Annotated in this window: 5 protein-coding genes (1 of these 5 only partly in view); 2 read left to right on the forward strand and 3 right to left on the reverse strand. The window is 73.1% G+C overall.

Annotation, left to right across the window (positions count from 1 at the left end):
• The 3 genes from AB0K12_RS27640 to AB0K12_RS27650 form a co-directional block, all read right to left on the reverse strand.
• On the reverse strand, positions 1-12,295 hold the 5' portion of the coding sequence (locus AB0K12_RS27640; protein ID WP_364567114.1) for a non-ribosomal peptide synthase/polyketide synthase. The gene continues 6,722 nt to the left of window position 1, outside the view; the window shows 12,295 of its 19,017 coding nt (coding positions 1-12,295); its start codon is at positions 12,293-12,295; its stop codon lies off the left edge, out of view.
• 135 nt (positions 12,296-12,430) lie between these two features.
• Positions 12,431-12,643 carry an MbtH family protein gene (locus tag AB0K12_RS27645; RefSeq protein ID WP_345385085.1) on the reverse strand — a complete coding sequence of 71 codons (213 nt, stop codon included), beginning with the start codon at positions 12,641-12,643 and terminating at the stop codon, positions 12,431-12,433.
• 96 nt (positions 12,644-12,739) lie between these two features.
• On the reverse strand, positions 12,740-13,954 hold the full coding sequence (locus AB0K12_RS27650) for a cytochrome P450 (RefSeq protein WP_364567117.1): 1,215 nt from the start codon (positions 13,952-13,954) through the stop codon (positions 12,740-12,742).
• Positions 13,955-14,188: 234 nt separating this feature from the next.
• On the opposite strand from AB0K12_RS27650, the gene AB0K12_RS27655 reads away from it, so the two are divergent.
• Both AB0K12_RS27655 and AB0K12_RS27660 read left to right on the forward strand, forming a co-directional pair.
• Positions 14,189-14,986 carry an alpha/beta hydrolase gene (locus AB0K12_RS27655; RefSeq protein WP_364567121.1) on the forward strand — a complete coding sequence of 266 codons (798 nt, stop codon included), beginning with the start codon at positions 14,189-14,191 and terminating at the stop codon, positions 14,984-14,986.
• Positions 14,987-15,043: 57 nt separating this feature from the next.
• On the forward strand, positions 15,044-16,933 hold the full coding sequence (locus AB0K12_RS27660) for an ABC transporter ATP-binding protein (protein WP_364567513.1): 1,890 nt from the start codon (positions 15,044-15,046) through the stop codon (positions 16,931-16,933).
• Positions 16,934-16,935: the final 2 nt, after the last annotated feature.

The raw sequence follows: 16,935 nt of genomic DNA on the forward strand, positions 1-16,935 counted from the left end.
GCGCCGCCTCCCGCCGCACCCGCTCCGGCAGCTCGCCGGCCGCACCGCCGTCCGCACCGCCGTCCGCACCGCCGGCCGGGACGACGTAGGCGACCAGCCGCTTGTCGCCCGGGGTGTCCTCGCGGGCCATCACCGTGGCGTGGGCGACCTCGGGGTGGGCGGCGATGACGGTCTCGATCTCGCCGGGCTCGATGCGGACGCCGCGGATCTTCACCTGGTCGTCGGTGCGGCCGAGGAACATGATCTGCCCGTCGGCGGTCCACCGGGCCAGGTCGCCCGTGCGGTACATGCGCCCGCCGTAGGGGCAGGCCACGAACCGTTCGGCGGTCAGGCCGGGACGGCCGGCGTAGCCGCGGGCGAGCTGCACGCCCGCCAGGTACAGCTCGCCGGTGACGCCCACCGGCGCGGGCCGCAGGAACTCGTCCAGCACGTACACCTGCGTGTTGGCCACGGGCGAGCCGATGCGCACGGGACGGCCGGGGGCGCAGCGCCAGGCGGTGACGTCCACGGTCGCCTCGGTCGGGCCGTACATGTTGTGCAGCTCGACGCCGTCGAGCGCCTGGAAGAAGCGGTCCTGCAGGGCCGCGGGCAGTGTCTCGCCGCCGCACATGACCGTGCGCAGCCGGGTGCCGCGCGTGAGCTCCGGTTCCCGCAGGAACACCTCCAGCAGGGACGGGACGAAGTGCGCGACGCTCACCCCGGCCCGCCGCATCAGCCCGGCGAGGTAGGCGGGGTCGCGGTGCCCGCCGGGACGGGCGACGACCAGGGCGGCGCCCACCATCAGCGGCCAGAACACCTCCCACAGCGACACGTCGAACCCGGTCGGCGTCTTCTGCAGCACCCGATCGTCGCCGGTGAGCCGCAGCCGCTCCTGCATCCAGGCCAGCCGGTTCACCGCCGCCTCGTGCGGGATCACCACGCCCTTGGGGACGCCGGTCGAGCCGGAGGTGTACATGACGTAGGCCGCGTGCGCGGGCAGCGGCTCGCGCCGTTCGCCGGGCCCGAACGGCTCGCCGGGCAGCTCGGCGAGCCGCGCCCGCACGACGGGGTCGTCCAGGGCCAGGCAGGGCGCGCCGGCGGGCGCAGGGCCGCCTGAGGTGAGGACGACGTGCACGCCGGCGTCCCCGGCCATGAACGCGAGCCGCTCGGCGGGATGCCCGGGATCCAGCGGCAGGTACGCCCCGCCCGCCTTCAGCACGCCCAGCAGCGCCACGATCAGGTCGGTCCCGCGGTCCATGGCGACCCCGACGACCGTGTCGGGACCGACACCGGTGTCGATGAGCAGCCGCGCGAGCCGGTTCGCCCGCGCGTCCAGCTCGGCGTAGGTGACCTCGCCGTCCTCGCACACCACGGCGACCGCGCCGGGCGTGCGGGCGGCCTGCGCCTCGACGAGCGCGGGCAGCGTCGCGTCCCCGCGCGGCACGGCCGTGTCGTTCCACCCGGTCAGCACCTGGCGGCGCTCGTCGGGGGCGAGGACGTCCACGGCGGACGTGGGCAGCTCAGGATCGCCGGCCAGGTGGGTGAGTGCGCGCGTCCACCGGTCGGCGAGCCGCTCGGCCGTGCCGGCGTCGAACAGGTCGGCCGCCGCGATCACCACGCCCCGCAGGCCGGCGGGCGCGCCGCGCTCGTCCCGCTCTTCTCGTACGTAGACCTGGAGGTCGAACTTGGCCACCGGCGGGACCGACGTCTCCAGCACCGTGTCCGCGAGCAATGCCCCGGCCCGCACGCCGGGCAAGTCGAGCCGGGCGTCCTCGGCGTTCTGGAGGGTGAGCATCACCTGGAAGAGCGGGTGGCGCGACAACGAGCGGGCCGGCGCCAGCTCCTCCACCAGCCGCTCGAACGGCACGTCCTGATGGGCGTACGCGCCCAGGCTCGTCTCGCGCACCCGGTCGAGCACCTCGCGGAACGCGGGGTCGCCCGACAGGTCCGTACGCAGCACGAGCGTGTTGACGAAGAAGCCGACGAGGTCGTCCAGCGCCTCGTCCATGCGGCCGGCGACCGCGACGCCGATGGGGATGTCGCGCCCGGCGCCCAGCCGGTTCAGCAGCACGGCGAGCGCGGCCTGCAGCACCATGAACGTGGTCACGCCCGCGTCCCGCGCGAGCTCCGCCAGCCGCGCGTGCACCTCGGCGGGCACCCGGTACGCGGTGACGTGCCCCCGGTGACCGGCGACGGCGGGACGCGGCCGGTCGAACGGCAGCGGCAGCTCCTCGGGCAGGCCGGCGAGCGCCTCCCGCCAGTAGGCGATCTGCCGGGCGAGCAGGCTGCCGGGGTCGTGCTCGTCGCCGAGCAGCCGCCGTTGCCACTGGGCGTAGTCGGCGTACTGGACGGGCAGCGGCTCCCAGTCCGGCGCCCGGCCCTGGCGGCGGGCGGCGTAGGCGGCCGAGAGGTCGCGGGCGAGCGGCGTCTCGGACCAGGCGTCGCCGGCGATGTGGTGCAGCACCATGACCAGCACCCGCTCGCCCTGGTCCGTCGCGAGCAGCCACGCCTTGATCGGCGGCTCCACGGCCAGGTCGAACGTGTGCCGGTACGCCTTCCGAACCGCCTGGTCCAGGTCTCGCACCTGGACGAGCGGCAGGTCCCAGTCCAGCTCGGCCGGGCTCAGCACCCGCTGGCACGGCTCGCCGTCCTCGACCGCGAACACCGTGCGCAGCACCTCGTGCCGCGCGATGACGTCGAGGAGCGCCGCTTCCAGCGCGGGGTGGTCGACGTCGCCGGTCAGCTTGAGCGCGACGGGGATGTTGTAGGTGTCGCTCAGGCCCTCCAGCTGCTGGATGAACCACAGGCGGCGCTGCGCGAACGACAGCGGCAGCCGTTCAGGGCGCTCCTGCGCGGTGAGCGGCGGCCGGGCGGTGTCCGCCTCGTCGAGCCTGGTGGCCAGGGCGGCCACGGTCGGGTTCTCGAAGAGCGTCCTGATGCCGAGGTCCACGTCCAGCAGGCGGCGTACGCGGCTGACGAGGCGCACCGCGAGCAGCGAGTGGCCGCCCAGCGCGAAGAAGTCGTCGTGCACGCCGACCTCGGCCAGGCCCAGCACTTCGGCGAACACCCCGCACAGCAGCTCCTCGCGCAGCGACGCGGGACGGCGGCCGGCGCCGGCGGCGTAGGCGGGGGCGGGCAGCGCCTTGCGGTCGAGCTTTCCGTTGATCGTCAGCGGCAGGGCGTCGAGCGTGACGACGGCCGCGGGCACCATGTAGTGCGGCAGCCGTTCCGCGGCGTGCCGCCGCAGCCGCTCGCCCAGCTCAGCCCCGACGTCTCCAGCCCCGTCCTCTTCGGCGGCCTCTTCGGCGGCGGGGACCACGTACGCCACCAGCCGCCGGTCACCGGCCACGTCCTCGCGGGCGATCACCGCCGCCTGCGCCACCCCTGGATGGGCGGCGAGCACGCTGCGCACCTCGCCCGGCTCGATGCGGAAGCCGCGGATCTTGATCTGGTCGTCGGCGCGGCCGAGGAACTCCAGCTCCCCTTCGCCGTTCCAGCGCACCAGGTCGCCGGTGCGGTACATGCGCTCCCCCGCGTCGCCGTGCGGGCAGGCGACGAAGCGTTCTGCGGTCAGCCCGGCGAGGCCGGCGTAGCCCCTGGCGACGCCGGTGCCCGCCACGTACAGCTCGCCCGCCACGCCGACCGGCACCGGCTCGAGACCGCGGTCCAGCACGAACACGCGGGTGTTGGCGATGGGCGACCCGATGGGCACCTCGCCGGTCACGGGGCGGCACCGCCAGACCGCCGCGTCCACCGCGGTCTCCGTCGGGCCGTAGGAGTTGAACATCACCCGGTCCGCCGACCAGGTCCGTACCAGTTCGGGCGAGCAGGCCTCGCCGCCGACGTCCACGACCACGCCGGGCGCGATCGACCCCTCGTCCAGGCCGGCCAGCACCACCGGCGGCAGCCACACGTGCGTCACCCGCTCCTCGGCGAGGAACGCCGACAGGTCGGCGCCGGCCCTGCGGTCCTGCGGCACCACGACCAGGGTCGCGCCCGACACCAGCGGCACCGACCATTCCAGGCAGAACTGGTCGAAGCTCACCGACGCGAACTGCGCCACCCGCGACCCCCGCCGCGCCCCGAACCGTTCCGCCGTCGCGGCGACCGTGTTGGCGAAGCCGCCGTGGGTGACGATCACGCCTTTCGGCCGTCCTGTGGAGCCGGAGGTGTGGATGACGTAGGCCGGGTGCGCGGGCAGGGTCGGCGCCGCGGGCGGCGGGCCGCCGGGCAGCGCGGCCAGCTCGGTCACGACGGCGGGATCGTCCAGGACCAGGGTCCGTCCCGGCACGCCGGCCACGCCGGAGGTGGTGATCACGACCGTCGCGGCGGCGTCGTCCAGCATGTACGCGATGCGCTCCGCCGGGTGCCGCGGATCGATCGGCAGGTAGGCGCCGCCCGCCTTCAGTACCGCCAGCAGCGACGTGACCAGCTCGACCCCGCGCTCCAGCACCAGGCCGACCACCGACTCGGGCCCCACCTGCCGGGCGAGCAGCAGCCGGGCCAGCCGGTCCGCCCGCGCGTCCAGCTCGGCGTAGGTGACCTCGACGCCGCCCGCCACCACCGCCACCGCGTCGGGGGTCCGCGCCGCCTGCGCCTCGAACCACCGCGCCACCGGCCCGTCGGGGACCGCCGCCGCCGTGTCGTTCCCTTCGGTGAGCAGCCGGTCGCGCTCGTCCTCGCTCAGCACCCTGACGGCCGACAGCGGCGGCTCCGCGCCGCCGTCCACCGCCTCGGCCAGCGCGCCGGCCAGGTTCCCGACCGTCGTGCGCAGCATGCGCGCCACCGCGTGCGGGTCGATCGGCGGCACGCCCTCGACGAGCAGGTCCAGCGCGTCGCCGTCGTCGTCCACCGACACCGACAGGGGGTAGTTGTCCCACTCCCGCAGCGCGACCACGCGGATGCCCTCGGCCACGCCGGTGCGGTCACCGGCGGCGTTGTGCCGGTAGTTGAGCAGCGAGGTGAACAGCGGCGTGTCGCCCGCCACGCCGCCGGCCCGCTGCGCGAGGGCCAGGGGGGCGTGCTCGTGCTCCAGCAGCCCGGCCAGCCGGTCGCGCATCGCGGTCACGGCCGCCACGACGCCGGTGCCGTCCACTTGGGCGCGTACCGGGAGGGTGTTGATGAACGGTCCTGGCACCCGGTCGGCGCCGGCGCCCGCGTTCATGCGGCCGAACAGCACCGTCCCGAACACCACGTCGTCCCGCCCGGCCACGGCCGCGAGCACGCGCGCCCAGGCCAGATGCAGGACGGTCGCCGGGCTCGTGCCGAGCGCCCGCGCCACCCGGCGCAGCCGGGCGGTGACGTCGGGGGCGAGGCCGAGCCTGGCCCGTTCCGTGGCGGTGTGGTGGCCGCGCACGTCGAGCACCCCGTACGGCGCGGTCGGCTCGTCCACGTCGCCCAGCAGCTCGGCGAAGAACCGCTCGTGCTCCGCCTCGCCGTCGGCGCCGCGCGCCTGCGCGACGAAACCGCGGAACGGCGGCGGCGCGGCCAGCTCGTCCCCGTGTCCGGCGAGGAAGGCGCGCACCTCGTCGAGCACGAGTTCCTGCCCGGCGTGGTCCTGGGCGAGGTGGTGCACGCGGATGAGGCCGAGCCACCGCTGCCCGTCCTGGGCGGCGTGCACGTCGATGAGCGGGGCCCGTCCGAGGTCCATGGACAGACCGGCGGCCTCGATGAGCCGCTCGACGGGGTCGCCCGCGCCGAGTTCGACGGCGTGGACGCGGAGGCCGGCGTGCCGCCGGACCACCTGGACCGGCTCGTCCAGGCCCTCCCACGCCACCGAGGTGCGCAGGATGTCGTGCCGGTCGATGACGTGCTGGAGCGCCTCGGTGAAGGCGTCCAGCCTGGCCCTGTCGTCGAACTCCAGCACCGTCACCAGCACGTACGCGTCCGCGCCGGTCCCGGCGAGCAGGTGGTGGAAGAGGATGCCCTCCTGCAGGGGCGCGAGCGGGTAGATGTCGGCGACGTTGGCGGCGCCGCCCGGCACCCCGGCCACGATCCGGTCGATCTCCGCCTGCGACAGCTCGACCAGGGGCAGCATCTCGGGGGTGATCCTGGTGGCGCCCTCGGGGACGGCGGCGGGCGGCGCCTCCGCCTGCTCGGCGCCCGCCGCCGTGGCCAGCCCTGCCACGGTCGGCGTCTGGAACAGCGCGCGTACGGGGACGCGCAGGCCGTGCTCGCGCAGCCACTCCACCAGCGAGACGACCAGCAGCGAGTGGCCGCCGAGCGCGAAGAAGTCCTCGTCGACGCCCACCCGGTCGAGGCCGAGCACGTGCGCGAAGCCGGCGCACAGCAGCTCCTCGCGCGGGCCGGACGGGCCGCGGCCCGCGCCGGCGGCGTACTGGGGGGCCGGCAGCGCCCTGCGGTCCAGCTTGCCGTTGACCGTGACCGGCAGCGCGTCCAGGACGACCACCGCCGACGGCACCATGTAGTCGGGCAGCCGCCGCCCGGCCCAGCTCCGCACCTCGTCCGGCTCGGCCTCGGCGCCGACCACGTACGCGACCAGCCGCGCCCCGCCCTGCTCCTGGCGGGCGACCACCGCGGCCTGCGCCACCTGCGGGTGCGCCGCGATCACGGCCTGCACCTCGCCAGGCTCGACGCGCATCCCGCGGATCTTCACCTGGTCGTCGGCCCGGCCCAGGAACTCCAGCTGCCCGTCGGGCCGCCAGCGGGCCCGGTCGCCGGTGCGGTACATGCGCTCGCCCGGCTCGCCGTAAGGGCAGGCCATGAACCGTTCGGCGGTCAGGCCCGGCTGTCCCGCGTAGCCGCGGGCCAGCTGCACCCCGGCCAGGTACAGCTCGCCCGCCACCCCGACCGGGACCGGCCGCAGGGAGGCGTCCAGCACGTAGGCGCGGGTGTTGGCGACCGGGGCGCCGATCGCGACCGGGGCGTCCCTGCGGCATCGCCATGCGGTGACGTCCACCGACGCCTCGGTGGGGCCGTACAGGTTGTGCAGCTCCGCCTCGCCCAGCACGTCGAAGAAGCGCTCCTGCAACGGCTGCGGCAGCGCCTCGCCCGAGCACACCACCCAGCGCAGCCCGTCGCAGGCCGCCGCCGAGGGCTGCCGCAGGAACACCTCCAGCATCGACGGCACGAAGTGCGCGACACTCACCCGGGCGTCCCTGATCAGCTCCGCCAGGTACGCCGGGTCGCGGTGCCCGCCCGGCCTGGCCACGACCAGCGTGGCGCCGGTCACCAGCGGCCAGAAGAACTCCCAGACCGACACGTCGAAGCCGTATGGCGTCTTCTGCAGCACCCGGTCGCCGGGCTCCAGCGGCAGCCGCCGCTGCATCCAGGCCAGCCGGTTCACCACGCCGGCGTGCGGCACCACGACGCCCTTCGGCCGTCCCGTCGATCCGGAGGTGAAGATCACGTACGCGGCCTGGCCGGGCCGCACGTCGCCGCGCACCGGCTCGCCCGGCGGCAGGTCGTCCGCCCGCAGCGCGGTCACGCCGTCCGGCACCAGCGCGGCGGTGCCGGCCGAGCAGACCATCACCCGAGCCCTCGCGTCGGCCAGCATCGAGGCCACCCGCTCAGGCGGGAGCTCGACCTCGACCGGCAGGTAGGCCGCGCCCGCCTTGAGCACGCCCAGCAGCGCGACCACGAGATCGACGCCGCGTTCCATGGCGACGCCCACCACCGACTCGGCCGTCACGCCGTCGGCCGCCAGCGCCCCGGCGAGCCGTCCGGCTCGTTCGTCCAGCTCCGCGTAGGTGACCTCGGCGCCTTCGTACACCACCGCGACCGCGTCGGGGGTGCGCGCCGCCTGAGCCTCCACCAGCCCGATCAGGGAGGTGTCCGGTACGGGCGCGTCGGTCGTGTTCCACGCCCACACCACCTGGTCCCACTCGTCGGCGGCCAGCACGTCCACCTCGGACAGGCGGGCGGAGACGTCCCTGACGAGCGTGTCGAGCAGCCGCACCCAGCGCTCCGCGACCCGCTCGGCGCTGTCGCGGTCGAACAGGTCCGCCGCCGCGATCACGTACCCCCGCAGCCCGGCCGGCTCGCCGGCCTCGTCGAACACCTCGGCCGCCGCCACGTCGAGGTCGAACTTGGCGGGCGCCGTGGCCGGGGAGATCTCCCTGGCCGTCACGCCGGCCAGGTGCAGTGGCACGCCGGTGTCGTTCTGCAGCGTGAGCATGACCTGGAACAGCGGGTGGCGGGCGAGCGACCGGGCCGGCGCGAGCTCCTCCACCAGCCGTTCGAACGGCACGTCCTGATGGGAGTGGGCGTCGAGCCCCGTCTCCCTGACGCGGCCCAGCACCTCGCGGAAGGTGGGGTCGCCGGACAGGTCGGTCCGCAGCACGAGCGTGTTGACGAAGAACCCGATCAGGTCGCTCAGCGCCTCGTCGGTGCGGCCCGCGGTGGGCGTGCCGATCGGGATGTCGGTGCCCGCGCCCAGCTTGGCCAGCAGCACCGCGAGCGCGGCCTGCAAAACCATGAACGTGGTCGCGCCCTCGGCCCTGGCCACCTCGACCAGCCGCGCGTGCACCTCGGCCGGCACCTCGACCGGCACCCCATGCCCCCGGTAACCCGGGACCGCCGGACGCGGCCGGTCCACCGGCAACGCCAGCTCCTCCGGGACGCCCTCAAGCGCCTCCCGCCAGAACCCGACCTGCCGCGACAGCACACTGCCCGGGTCGTCCTCGGCCCCCAGCAGCTCCCGCTGCCACAAGGCGTAGTCGGCGTACTGGACCGGTAGCGGCTGCCACTGCGGCGCGCGGCCCCGGCACCTGGCGGCGTAGGCGAGGGACAGGTCGTTCGCGAGCGGCCTCATCGACATGCCGTCGGCGGCGATGTGATGCGTCACGACCGCCAGCACGTGCTCGTCCGGGCCGGTGACGAACAGCCAGGCCCGGATCGGCACCTCGGACGCCAGGTCGAAGGTGTGCGCGAACACCCGCGCCACCTCACCCTGAACCTCCTCCGGCGCGACCTCGACGACCTGCAGCTCCCACTCCAGCTCGCCCATGCTCAGAACGTGCTGATAGGGCTCACCGTTCGCGGTCGGGAACACCGTGCGCAGCGCCTCATGACGACCGATCACATCCCGCAACGCCACACCCAGCGCCGCGCGATCCACCTCACCGCTCAGACGCAGCGACGTCGGAATGTTGTACGTCGCACTCGGCCCCTCCAACTGCTGGATGAACCACAACCGGCGCTGCGCGAACGACAACGGCACCCGCTCAGGCCGCTCCCCCGCCGTCAGCGCAGGCCGGGCCTCATCCGCCTCCCCCAACCGCTCCGCCAAGGCGGCCACCGTGGACGCCTCGAACAGCGTCCGGATCTCCACCTCCACACCCAGGACGGCACGCACGCGGCTCACCAGCCGCACCGCCAGCAGCGAGTGCCCGCCCAGCGCGAAGAAGTCGTCATCCACGCCGACGCCGGACACACCCAGCACCTCGGCGAACAACCCGCACAACACCGCCTCCTGCTCGGTGGCAGGCTCACGACCGGCAACCGCGACATGCTCGGGCGCGGGCAACGCCCGCCGGTCCAGCTTCCCGTTGGCGGTCAGCGGCAGCGCGGGCAGCACCACCACGGCCGAGGGCACCATGTACTCCGGCAGCCGCTGCCCGGCCCAAGCCCGCACCTGGTCCGGCTCGGCATCGGCCCCCACCACATAGGCGACCAGCCGCACCTCGCCCGCATCGTCCCCACGAGCGATCACCGCCGCCTGCTGCACCAGCGGGTGCGCGGCCAGCACGCTCTCCACCTCGCCGGGCTCGATCCGGTAGCCGAGGATCTTCACCTGCTCATCGGCCCGCCCGAGGAACTCCAGCACCCCATCGGCCCGCCACCGCGCCACGTCCCCGGTCCGATACATCCGCCCACCGCACGGACACGCCACGAACCGCTCCGCCGTCAACCCAGGACGGCCCACATAGCCGCGCGCCACCTGATCACCGGCGACATAAAGCTCCCCCGCCACGCCCGCCGGCACCGGCTCCAACCGGCCATCCAGCACGAACAGCCGCGTCCCCGGCGACGGACGCCCCACCGGCACCCGATCCTCGACCTCGTCGCCTGCCCGCACCTCGAAGGTGCAACACCCCACGACCGTCTCCGTCGGCCCGTATTCGTTGACCAGCACCGCGTTCGGCGCCCGTTCCAGCAGCAGGCGGACATCCGCGCCGCCCAGCGCCTCGCCACCCACGACCCAGGTCCTGGCGGCACCGGCGAGAACCTCCGCCGGCACAAGCTCGCTCAGCAGCGCCAGATGTCCGGGCACCACCTTGACCAGGCCGAAGGAGTTCTCGCTCAGCAGGGCCGCCAAGCCTTCCGCGCCGCCCTCGACGCTCATCCGCACCGGCGCCCCAGCCACCAGCGGCACCCACACACTGGTCACCGTCAAGTCGAACCCCAACGACGAATGCACCGGAGCCCCGCCATCCGTCTGATACGCCCGCACCGCCCAGCCCACATAAGTGGCCAGACCCCCATGCGTGACCGCCACACCCTTCGGCTTACCGGACGAACCGGACGTGTACATCACATAAGCCAAGCCCTGGCCTGGCATGCTCAAGCCAAGCGGAGACTCCTCCAACACCGACAACTGCACCTGCACCAGCGCGTCATCAAGAGCGACCATCCGCACCCGACCAGCCGGCAGCTCATCCAGCACCTCACTCAACCCCAGCACCAACACCGCACGACTATCAGCCAGCATGAACCCGATCCGCTCAGCAGGCTGAACCGGATCAACCGGCAAAAACCCACCCCCGGCCTTCCACACCGCCAACATCGCCACAACAGCATCCACCCCACGCGGCAGACACAACCCCACCACCGACTCCCGCCCCACCCCCTGCGCCACCAAAAACCGCGCCAGCCGATTCGCCCGAGACTCCACCTCACCAAACGACAACGACTCATCCCCACACACCACCGCCACCGCACCCGGCACCCCAGCAGCCCACACCCCAAACCACTCCACCACCGACCCACCCACCGAAGCGGCCTCGACGCCGCTCCACTCCTCCACGACCTGCCGCCGTTCCTCCTCGTCCAGGAGGCCGGCCCGACTGATGGTGTCGGCGGGTTCGGCGGTTGCCAGCCAGCGCACGATGGTGCGGAAGCGGCGGGAGATGTCCGCGGCGGGTGCGACGCCGTCGGCGTCCCGGTTGGCGTCGATCTTGATGTCGATGTCGTCGGAGCCGGCGTAGACGCTGATCCGGGTGCCGTTGATGGGCCCGGTGGACAGGTTGTGCGGCTCGGCGGTGCACTCGCCGAACCTGACGGGGTAGTCGAAGGAGGCGAAGTTCACCTCGACGGGGCAGAGGGCCTCGCGGTTGACGAGCTTGAGGTCGCGCAGGATCTCCTCGTACCGGTAGCGCTGGTGGCGCAGGCCGTCGCGGACGGCGCGGGTGGTCTGCCGTACGACGTCCTGGATGGTGGTCCGCGGGCCCATCTGGACGCGGATGGGGGCGAGGTTGGCCTTCATACCGGGGATGGCGCGCTCGCGCGGGCCCGCCCCGAGCACGGCCACGCCGATGACGACGTCGCGGTCGCCGGTCAGGCAGTGCTGGTAGAGGGCGGCGGCGGAGATCATGAGGCCGGCGAGGCTGGTGCCCATGCGGCGGGCGGTGGCCTTGAGCGCCGCGGCCTGCTCCTGGTCGATGCCGGCGAAGCAGCCTTCCGGCGGGTTCGGCAGGTTCCTGGCGCCGTGGCCGGAGTGCGGGGAGCCGCCGGGCCTGGTGGTCTCGGGGAGGTCGGCCAGCGCGTTCAGCCAGTAGTCGCGGTCGCGCGCGTAGTCGGCGGAGTCGCGGTAGGCGCGTTCCGCGTCGATGAGCGCGTGGACGGACTCCGGGCCGTCACCCGTCGACGGGCGGCCCTCCAGGAGGGCGGTGTAGATCTCGGCGGTGCGGGCGGCGATCATCGCGCCGCCGTGGCCGTCCATGACGATGTGGTGGCTGCGCTCGTACAGGTAGTGGCGGTCGGGCGCGAGGACGAGCACCGCGAAGCTGAACAACCAGCCCGCGCGCAGGTCGCCGTTGCGCCGCACGTCCGCCTGCATCCAGCGCAGGGCGGCGGCTTCCGGATCGGGCTCGGCGCTGACGTCCACGAGCTGGACGGCGTAGTCGCGGCTGTCGTCGACGTACTGCATCGGCACGCCGTCGATCTCGCGGAAGCGCACGCGGAAGCCGTCGATCTCGTCGAGCATGCGGCGCACGGCCTCGAGGAGCAGGCCCGCGTCCAGCTCGCCGCGCAGGTCCAGGTATTCGGCGATGTTGTAGACCGGATTCTCGGGGGCGAGCTGCTGGGCATACCAGATGCCGAGCTGACCCGCCATCAGTTCCCGGAATTCAGGCATGCCGTGAAACACCCCATTCGGATTCGCAGCGCAAAACAAGAGGATTCAAAAAAAGCGCCCGGACCGTGCGCATCGGGCGGCGGCGTCCTGCTCGGCGTCGCGCGGCCGGACGCCGGCCGCGCGAACGGGGCGAGCCTACTTTCCTTCCATGGCGGCGATCAGGCTCTTCGGCCGCATATCGGTCCAGGACTTCTCGATGTAGGCCAGGCACTCCTCGCGGCTCGCCTTACCGAAAACGGAGGTCCAGCCCTCTGGCACATCGATGAAAACGGGCCACAACGAGTGCTGCCCCTCGTCGTTCACCAGAACCAGGAATTCGGCGTCCGGATCGTCGAACGGATTCGTCACCACACGGTCCTTTCTCTGCTGGATCGTCATTCGTAGTAAAGGGAGCCGTTCGGCGGGCGCGCAACAGTGCCGTGACCGCTCAACCGCGTTTCCGCGTCAGTTGAACACCGCGGGAGCGGGCCGGCCGGGGGCGAAGGTCACCGGCAGCCGCTCGGGCCCGTTCACCACGATGGAGCTGAGCATCGTCGGCTCGCCGTCGGGCTCCACGCGCAGGGAGCGGCCGAGAATCTCCTCGTAGAGCAGCCGCAGCTCCATCCGGGCGAGCACGCTGCCGAGGCAGAAGTGCTCGCCGAAGCCGAGCGCCAGGTGCCTGTTCGGCTGACGGCGCACGTCGAAGCGGTCGGGGTCGTCGAAGACGGACTCGTCCCTGTTGGCCGACGGCAGCCACAGCGTCACCCGGTCGCCCGCCTCGACGCGGTGGCCGCGGATCTCCACGGGCCTGGTGGCGGTGCGCATGATGTGGGTGGCGGTGGAGGTCCAGCGCAGGATCTCCTCGACCGCGCCGGGCAGCAGGCCGGGGTCGTCCTGGAGCAGCCGCCACTGGGCCGGGTGGCGCATGAGGGCGAGCATCCCGCCCGAGGCGGCGATCCTGGTGTTCTCGGTGCCGCCGACCAGCAGGTTGTCGCAGTTGAGTATGACGTCGTCCGGGCTGAGCGGGGCGCCTTCGACAGTGGCCGTGGCGAGCACGCTGACCAGGTCGTCGCCGGGGTCCTTGGCCTTTTCCGCCGCCAGCGTCTCGAAGTAGCCCATGATCTCGAGGTGGGCGAAGCGCCGCGCCATCGGGTCGCCGGCGCCGAACGCCTGGCTGGTGAGGGTGAAGAGCCGCTCCCACTCCCCGGCCGGCACGCCCATCATCTTGCAGATCACGTACAGCGGGACGCGGGCGGCGACGTCGGCGACGAAGTCGCAGCGCCCGCGCTCGACGGCCTGGTCGACGACCCGCCCGGTGACCTCGCGCATCTCGCCTTCCATGCTGCGCACGGAGCGGACCGCGAACCATTCGTCGACCAGCCTCCTGAGGTCGCGGTGGCGCGGCGGATCGGTCAGCGCGAGCGTCCGCCCGCCGCCCGGGTCGGCGCCGTGGTCGGCGGGCCGCAGCAGGATTCCGCGGGCCGAGCTGAACGTCTCGGCGTCGCGATAGGCGGCGCGCACGTCCGCGTACGCCGTCAGCGCCCAGAAACCGGGAAGCTCCGTCGGCTCGTGCCAATAAACGGGCGCGTTGGCGCGCAGCCACCGCCACTGCACATAGGGATCGCCCGTCGCGTAGAGTTCGGGGTCCACCAGATTGATCCGCGGCGTACCGTCGGGCATTCGATTACCTCACCGTATTCAGAAATGGCCGCGTGAAAGCACGCTCAATTCAGCGGAATGCGCGGCGCCGGGGTCAAGGTTTTCCGCCGGGGGGTGGTCAACCGACGCCCGGCGGCAGTTGAACGGCCGCCGATCCGCGCATTGCCGGGCCGCTCCCCCGCTGCCATAGTGAGCGTTCGACCGGGGCCTTTCGCCGTCATGCGGCGTGGTGAATACGAAGAGCGCGGACGGATCATGCCTTTTGTTCAAGCCAACGGAATCCGACTCGCCTACGAGCGCTCCGGCAAGGGAGAGCCCGTACTGATGATCATGGGGTCGTCGGCGGCCGGGCGCGTCTGGACGACGTACCAGACGCCGGCGCTGCAACGGGCGGGCTACGAGACGATCGTCTTCGACAACCGGGGCATCCCGCCGTCCGACGCGCCGCCGGGCAAGTACGCGCTGGCCGACATGGTCGCCGACACCGTGGGGCTGATCGAGGCGCTGGCGCTCGGCCCGTGCCGGATCGTCGGGACGTCCCTCGGCGCGATGATCGCCCAGGAGGTGGCGATCGACCGGCCTGACCTGGTCAGGTGCGCGGCGCTGATCGCGACGCGCGGGCGCGAGGACGTGTTCAGGCGCGCGCTGGCCGTCGCCGACCACGCGCTGCTGGACAGCGGCGTCACGGTGCCGCCCGGCTACGCGGCGACCCGCTCGGTGATGGAGATGCTGTCGCCCGCGACGCTCAGGAACGACGCCGCGGTCTCCTCGTGGCTGGAGATCTTCGAGCTGGCCGGCGGCGCGGGCGGTGGCGGGCAGGCGTGGGTGGACCCGGTCGGCGACCGCAGGGACCGGCTGCGCTCGATCGCCGCGCCCTGCCGGGTCATCGCCTTCACCGACGACCTCATCTGCCCGCCGCACCTGTGCGCGGAGGTGGCCGACGGCATCCCGGACTGCGACTACGTGGAGATCCGCGACTGCGGCCACATGGGCTATCTGGAGCGCCCCGAGGAGGTCAATCTCGCGCTCATCGAGTTTCTCGACAAGCACTGACCCGATCTCCTGCCGAAAGCGAGGGACACGGCCGTGGCCACTGTGGGCGGTCCGGAAATGATGGCCAAGGTGTCGTTCGACGACGACTCGATCACCCGACAGCGGGTCAGGCCGGGGACCGTGCGGCGCATCGTCCCGTACGTCAGGCGCTACCGCAGGCCGCTGGCGATGCTGCTGACGAGCACGATGCTCACGGCGGCCATCACCGCGGCGACGCCGCTGCTGCTGAAGATGATCATCGATGACGGCATCGTGCCGGGCCGGCCCGGGGTGGTGCTGACGCTGTCCCTGGCGATCGTCGGGCTGGCGCTGCTGGAGTCGCTCTCGCTGTACGCCGAGGCCCGCTCGTCCGGCCAGGTCGGCGAGGGCCTGGTCTACGACCTGCGCTCGGAGGTCTTCGCCCGCGTGCAGCGGCAGCCGGTCGCGTTCTTCACCCGCACCCAGACCGGGGCGCTGGTGAGCCGCGTCAACACCGACGTGATGGGCGCCAGGCAGGCGGTCACCTCGCTGCTGACCCGCGCGACCTCCGGCGTCATCACGCTCGTCATCGTGATCGGCACGATGCTCTACCTGTCGTGGCAGATCACGCTCGCCGCGCTGGTGATGATCCCGTTCTTCCTGCTGCCCGCCAAGCTCGTCGGGCGCCGCCTGCAGCGGCTGGCCAGGGAGGAGATGAACGTCGACGCGGAGCTGAGCTCGCTGACGAACGAGCGCTTCAACGTGGCGGGCGCGCTGCTGGCCAAGCTGTACGGGCGGCCCGCCGAGGAGGAGGCGCTGTTCGCGAGGAAGGCGGGCCGCGTCAGGGACGTCGGCGTGCTGAGCGTCGTCTACGGCCAGCTGTTCCACATCGTCGTCACCGCGCTCACCGCGCTCACCACGGCCCTGGTGTACGGCGTCGGCGGCGGCCTGGTCATCGGCGGCGCGCTGGAGATCGGCACGCTCGTCGCCATGGTCGCGCTGCTGTTCCGCCTGTACGGGCCGATCAACCAGCTGTCGAGCCTGCAGGTGGACGCGCTCACGGCGCTGGTCAGCTTCGACCGCATCTTCGAGGTGCTGGACCTCGAGCCGCTGGTCGCGGACCGCGAGGGAGCACGGCCGCTGCCGGCGGCGAGCGGGGGCGCCCCCCTGGACATCGTGTTCGACCGGGTCTCCTTCCGCTACCCGGGCGCCGCGGAGGTCTCGCTGGCCTCGCTGGAGCCCCCGGCCCTGCGCCGGAACGGCGGCGAGGAGAGCCTGGTGCTGTCCGGCCTCAGCTTCACCGCCCCCGCGGGCGGGCTGACGGCCCTGGTGGGGCCCTCCGGGGCGGGCAAGACCACGATCACCCAGCTCGTGCCCCGCCTGTACGACGTCACGGAAGGGGCCGTGCGCATCGGCGGCCACGACGTACGGGACCTGACCTTGGCGTCGCTGCGCGAGGCGGTCGGCGTCGTCACCCAGGACGCCCACATGTTCCACGACACCATCCGCGCGAACCTGCTCTACGCCCGCCCGGACGCGACGGAGAAGGAGCTGGTCGAGGCGTGCGAGGCGGCGCTGATCTGGGAGGTCGTGGCGAGCCTGCCCGACGGCCTGGACACGGTGCTCGGCGACCGCGGCTACCGGCTGTCGGGCGGTGAGAAGCAGCGCCTCGCCCTGGCCAGGCTGCTGCTCAAGTCGCCGCCGATCGTCGTGCTCGACGAGGCCACCGCGCACCTGGACTCGGAGTCGGAGGCCGCGATCCAGCGCGCGCTCAAGAGCGCGCTGACCGGGCGGACCTCGCTGGTGATCGCGCACCGGCTGTCCACGGTCAGGGAGGCCGACCAGATCCTGGTCGTCGAGGCGGGCCGGATCAGGGAGAGCGGCCGCCACGAGGAGCTGCTGGCCGCCGGCGGGCTCTACGCGCACCTCTACCGCACGCAGTTCGCCGGGCCGGCGGTGAACGCCGTGCCCCGGCCCGAGCCGGCCTGACC

This window comes from Nonomuraea sp. NPDC049419, from assembly GCF_040676995.1.
In the GTDB taxonomy this organism is placed as follows: Bacteria; Actinomycetota; Actinomycetes; order Streptosporangiales; family Streptosporangiaceae; genus Nonomuraea; species Nonomuraea salmonea.

Excerpts from the sequence above, each read along its gene's own strand:
- AB0K12_RS27650 (WP_364567117.1), bottom strand. The coding sequence starts at position 13,954 with ATGCCCGACGGTACGCCGCGGATCAATCTGGTGGACCCCGAACTCTAC.
- AB0K12_RS27655 (WP_364567121.1), top strand. The coding sequence starts at position 14,189 with ATGCCTTTTGTTCAAGCCAACGGAATCCGACTCGCCTACGAGCGCTCC.
- AB0K12_RS27660 (WP_364567513.1), top strand. The coding sequence starts at position 15,044 with ATGATGGCCAAGGTGTCGTTCGACGACGACTCGATCACCCGACAGCGG.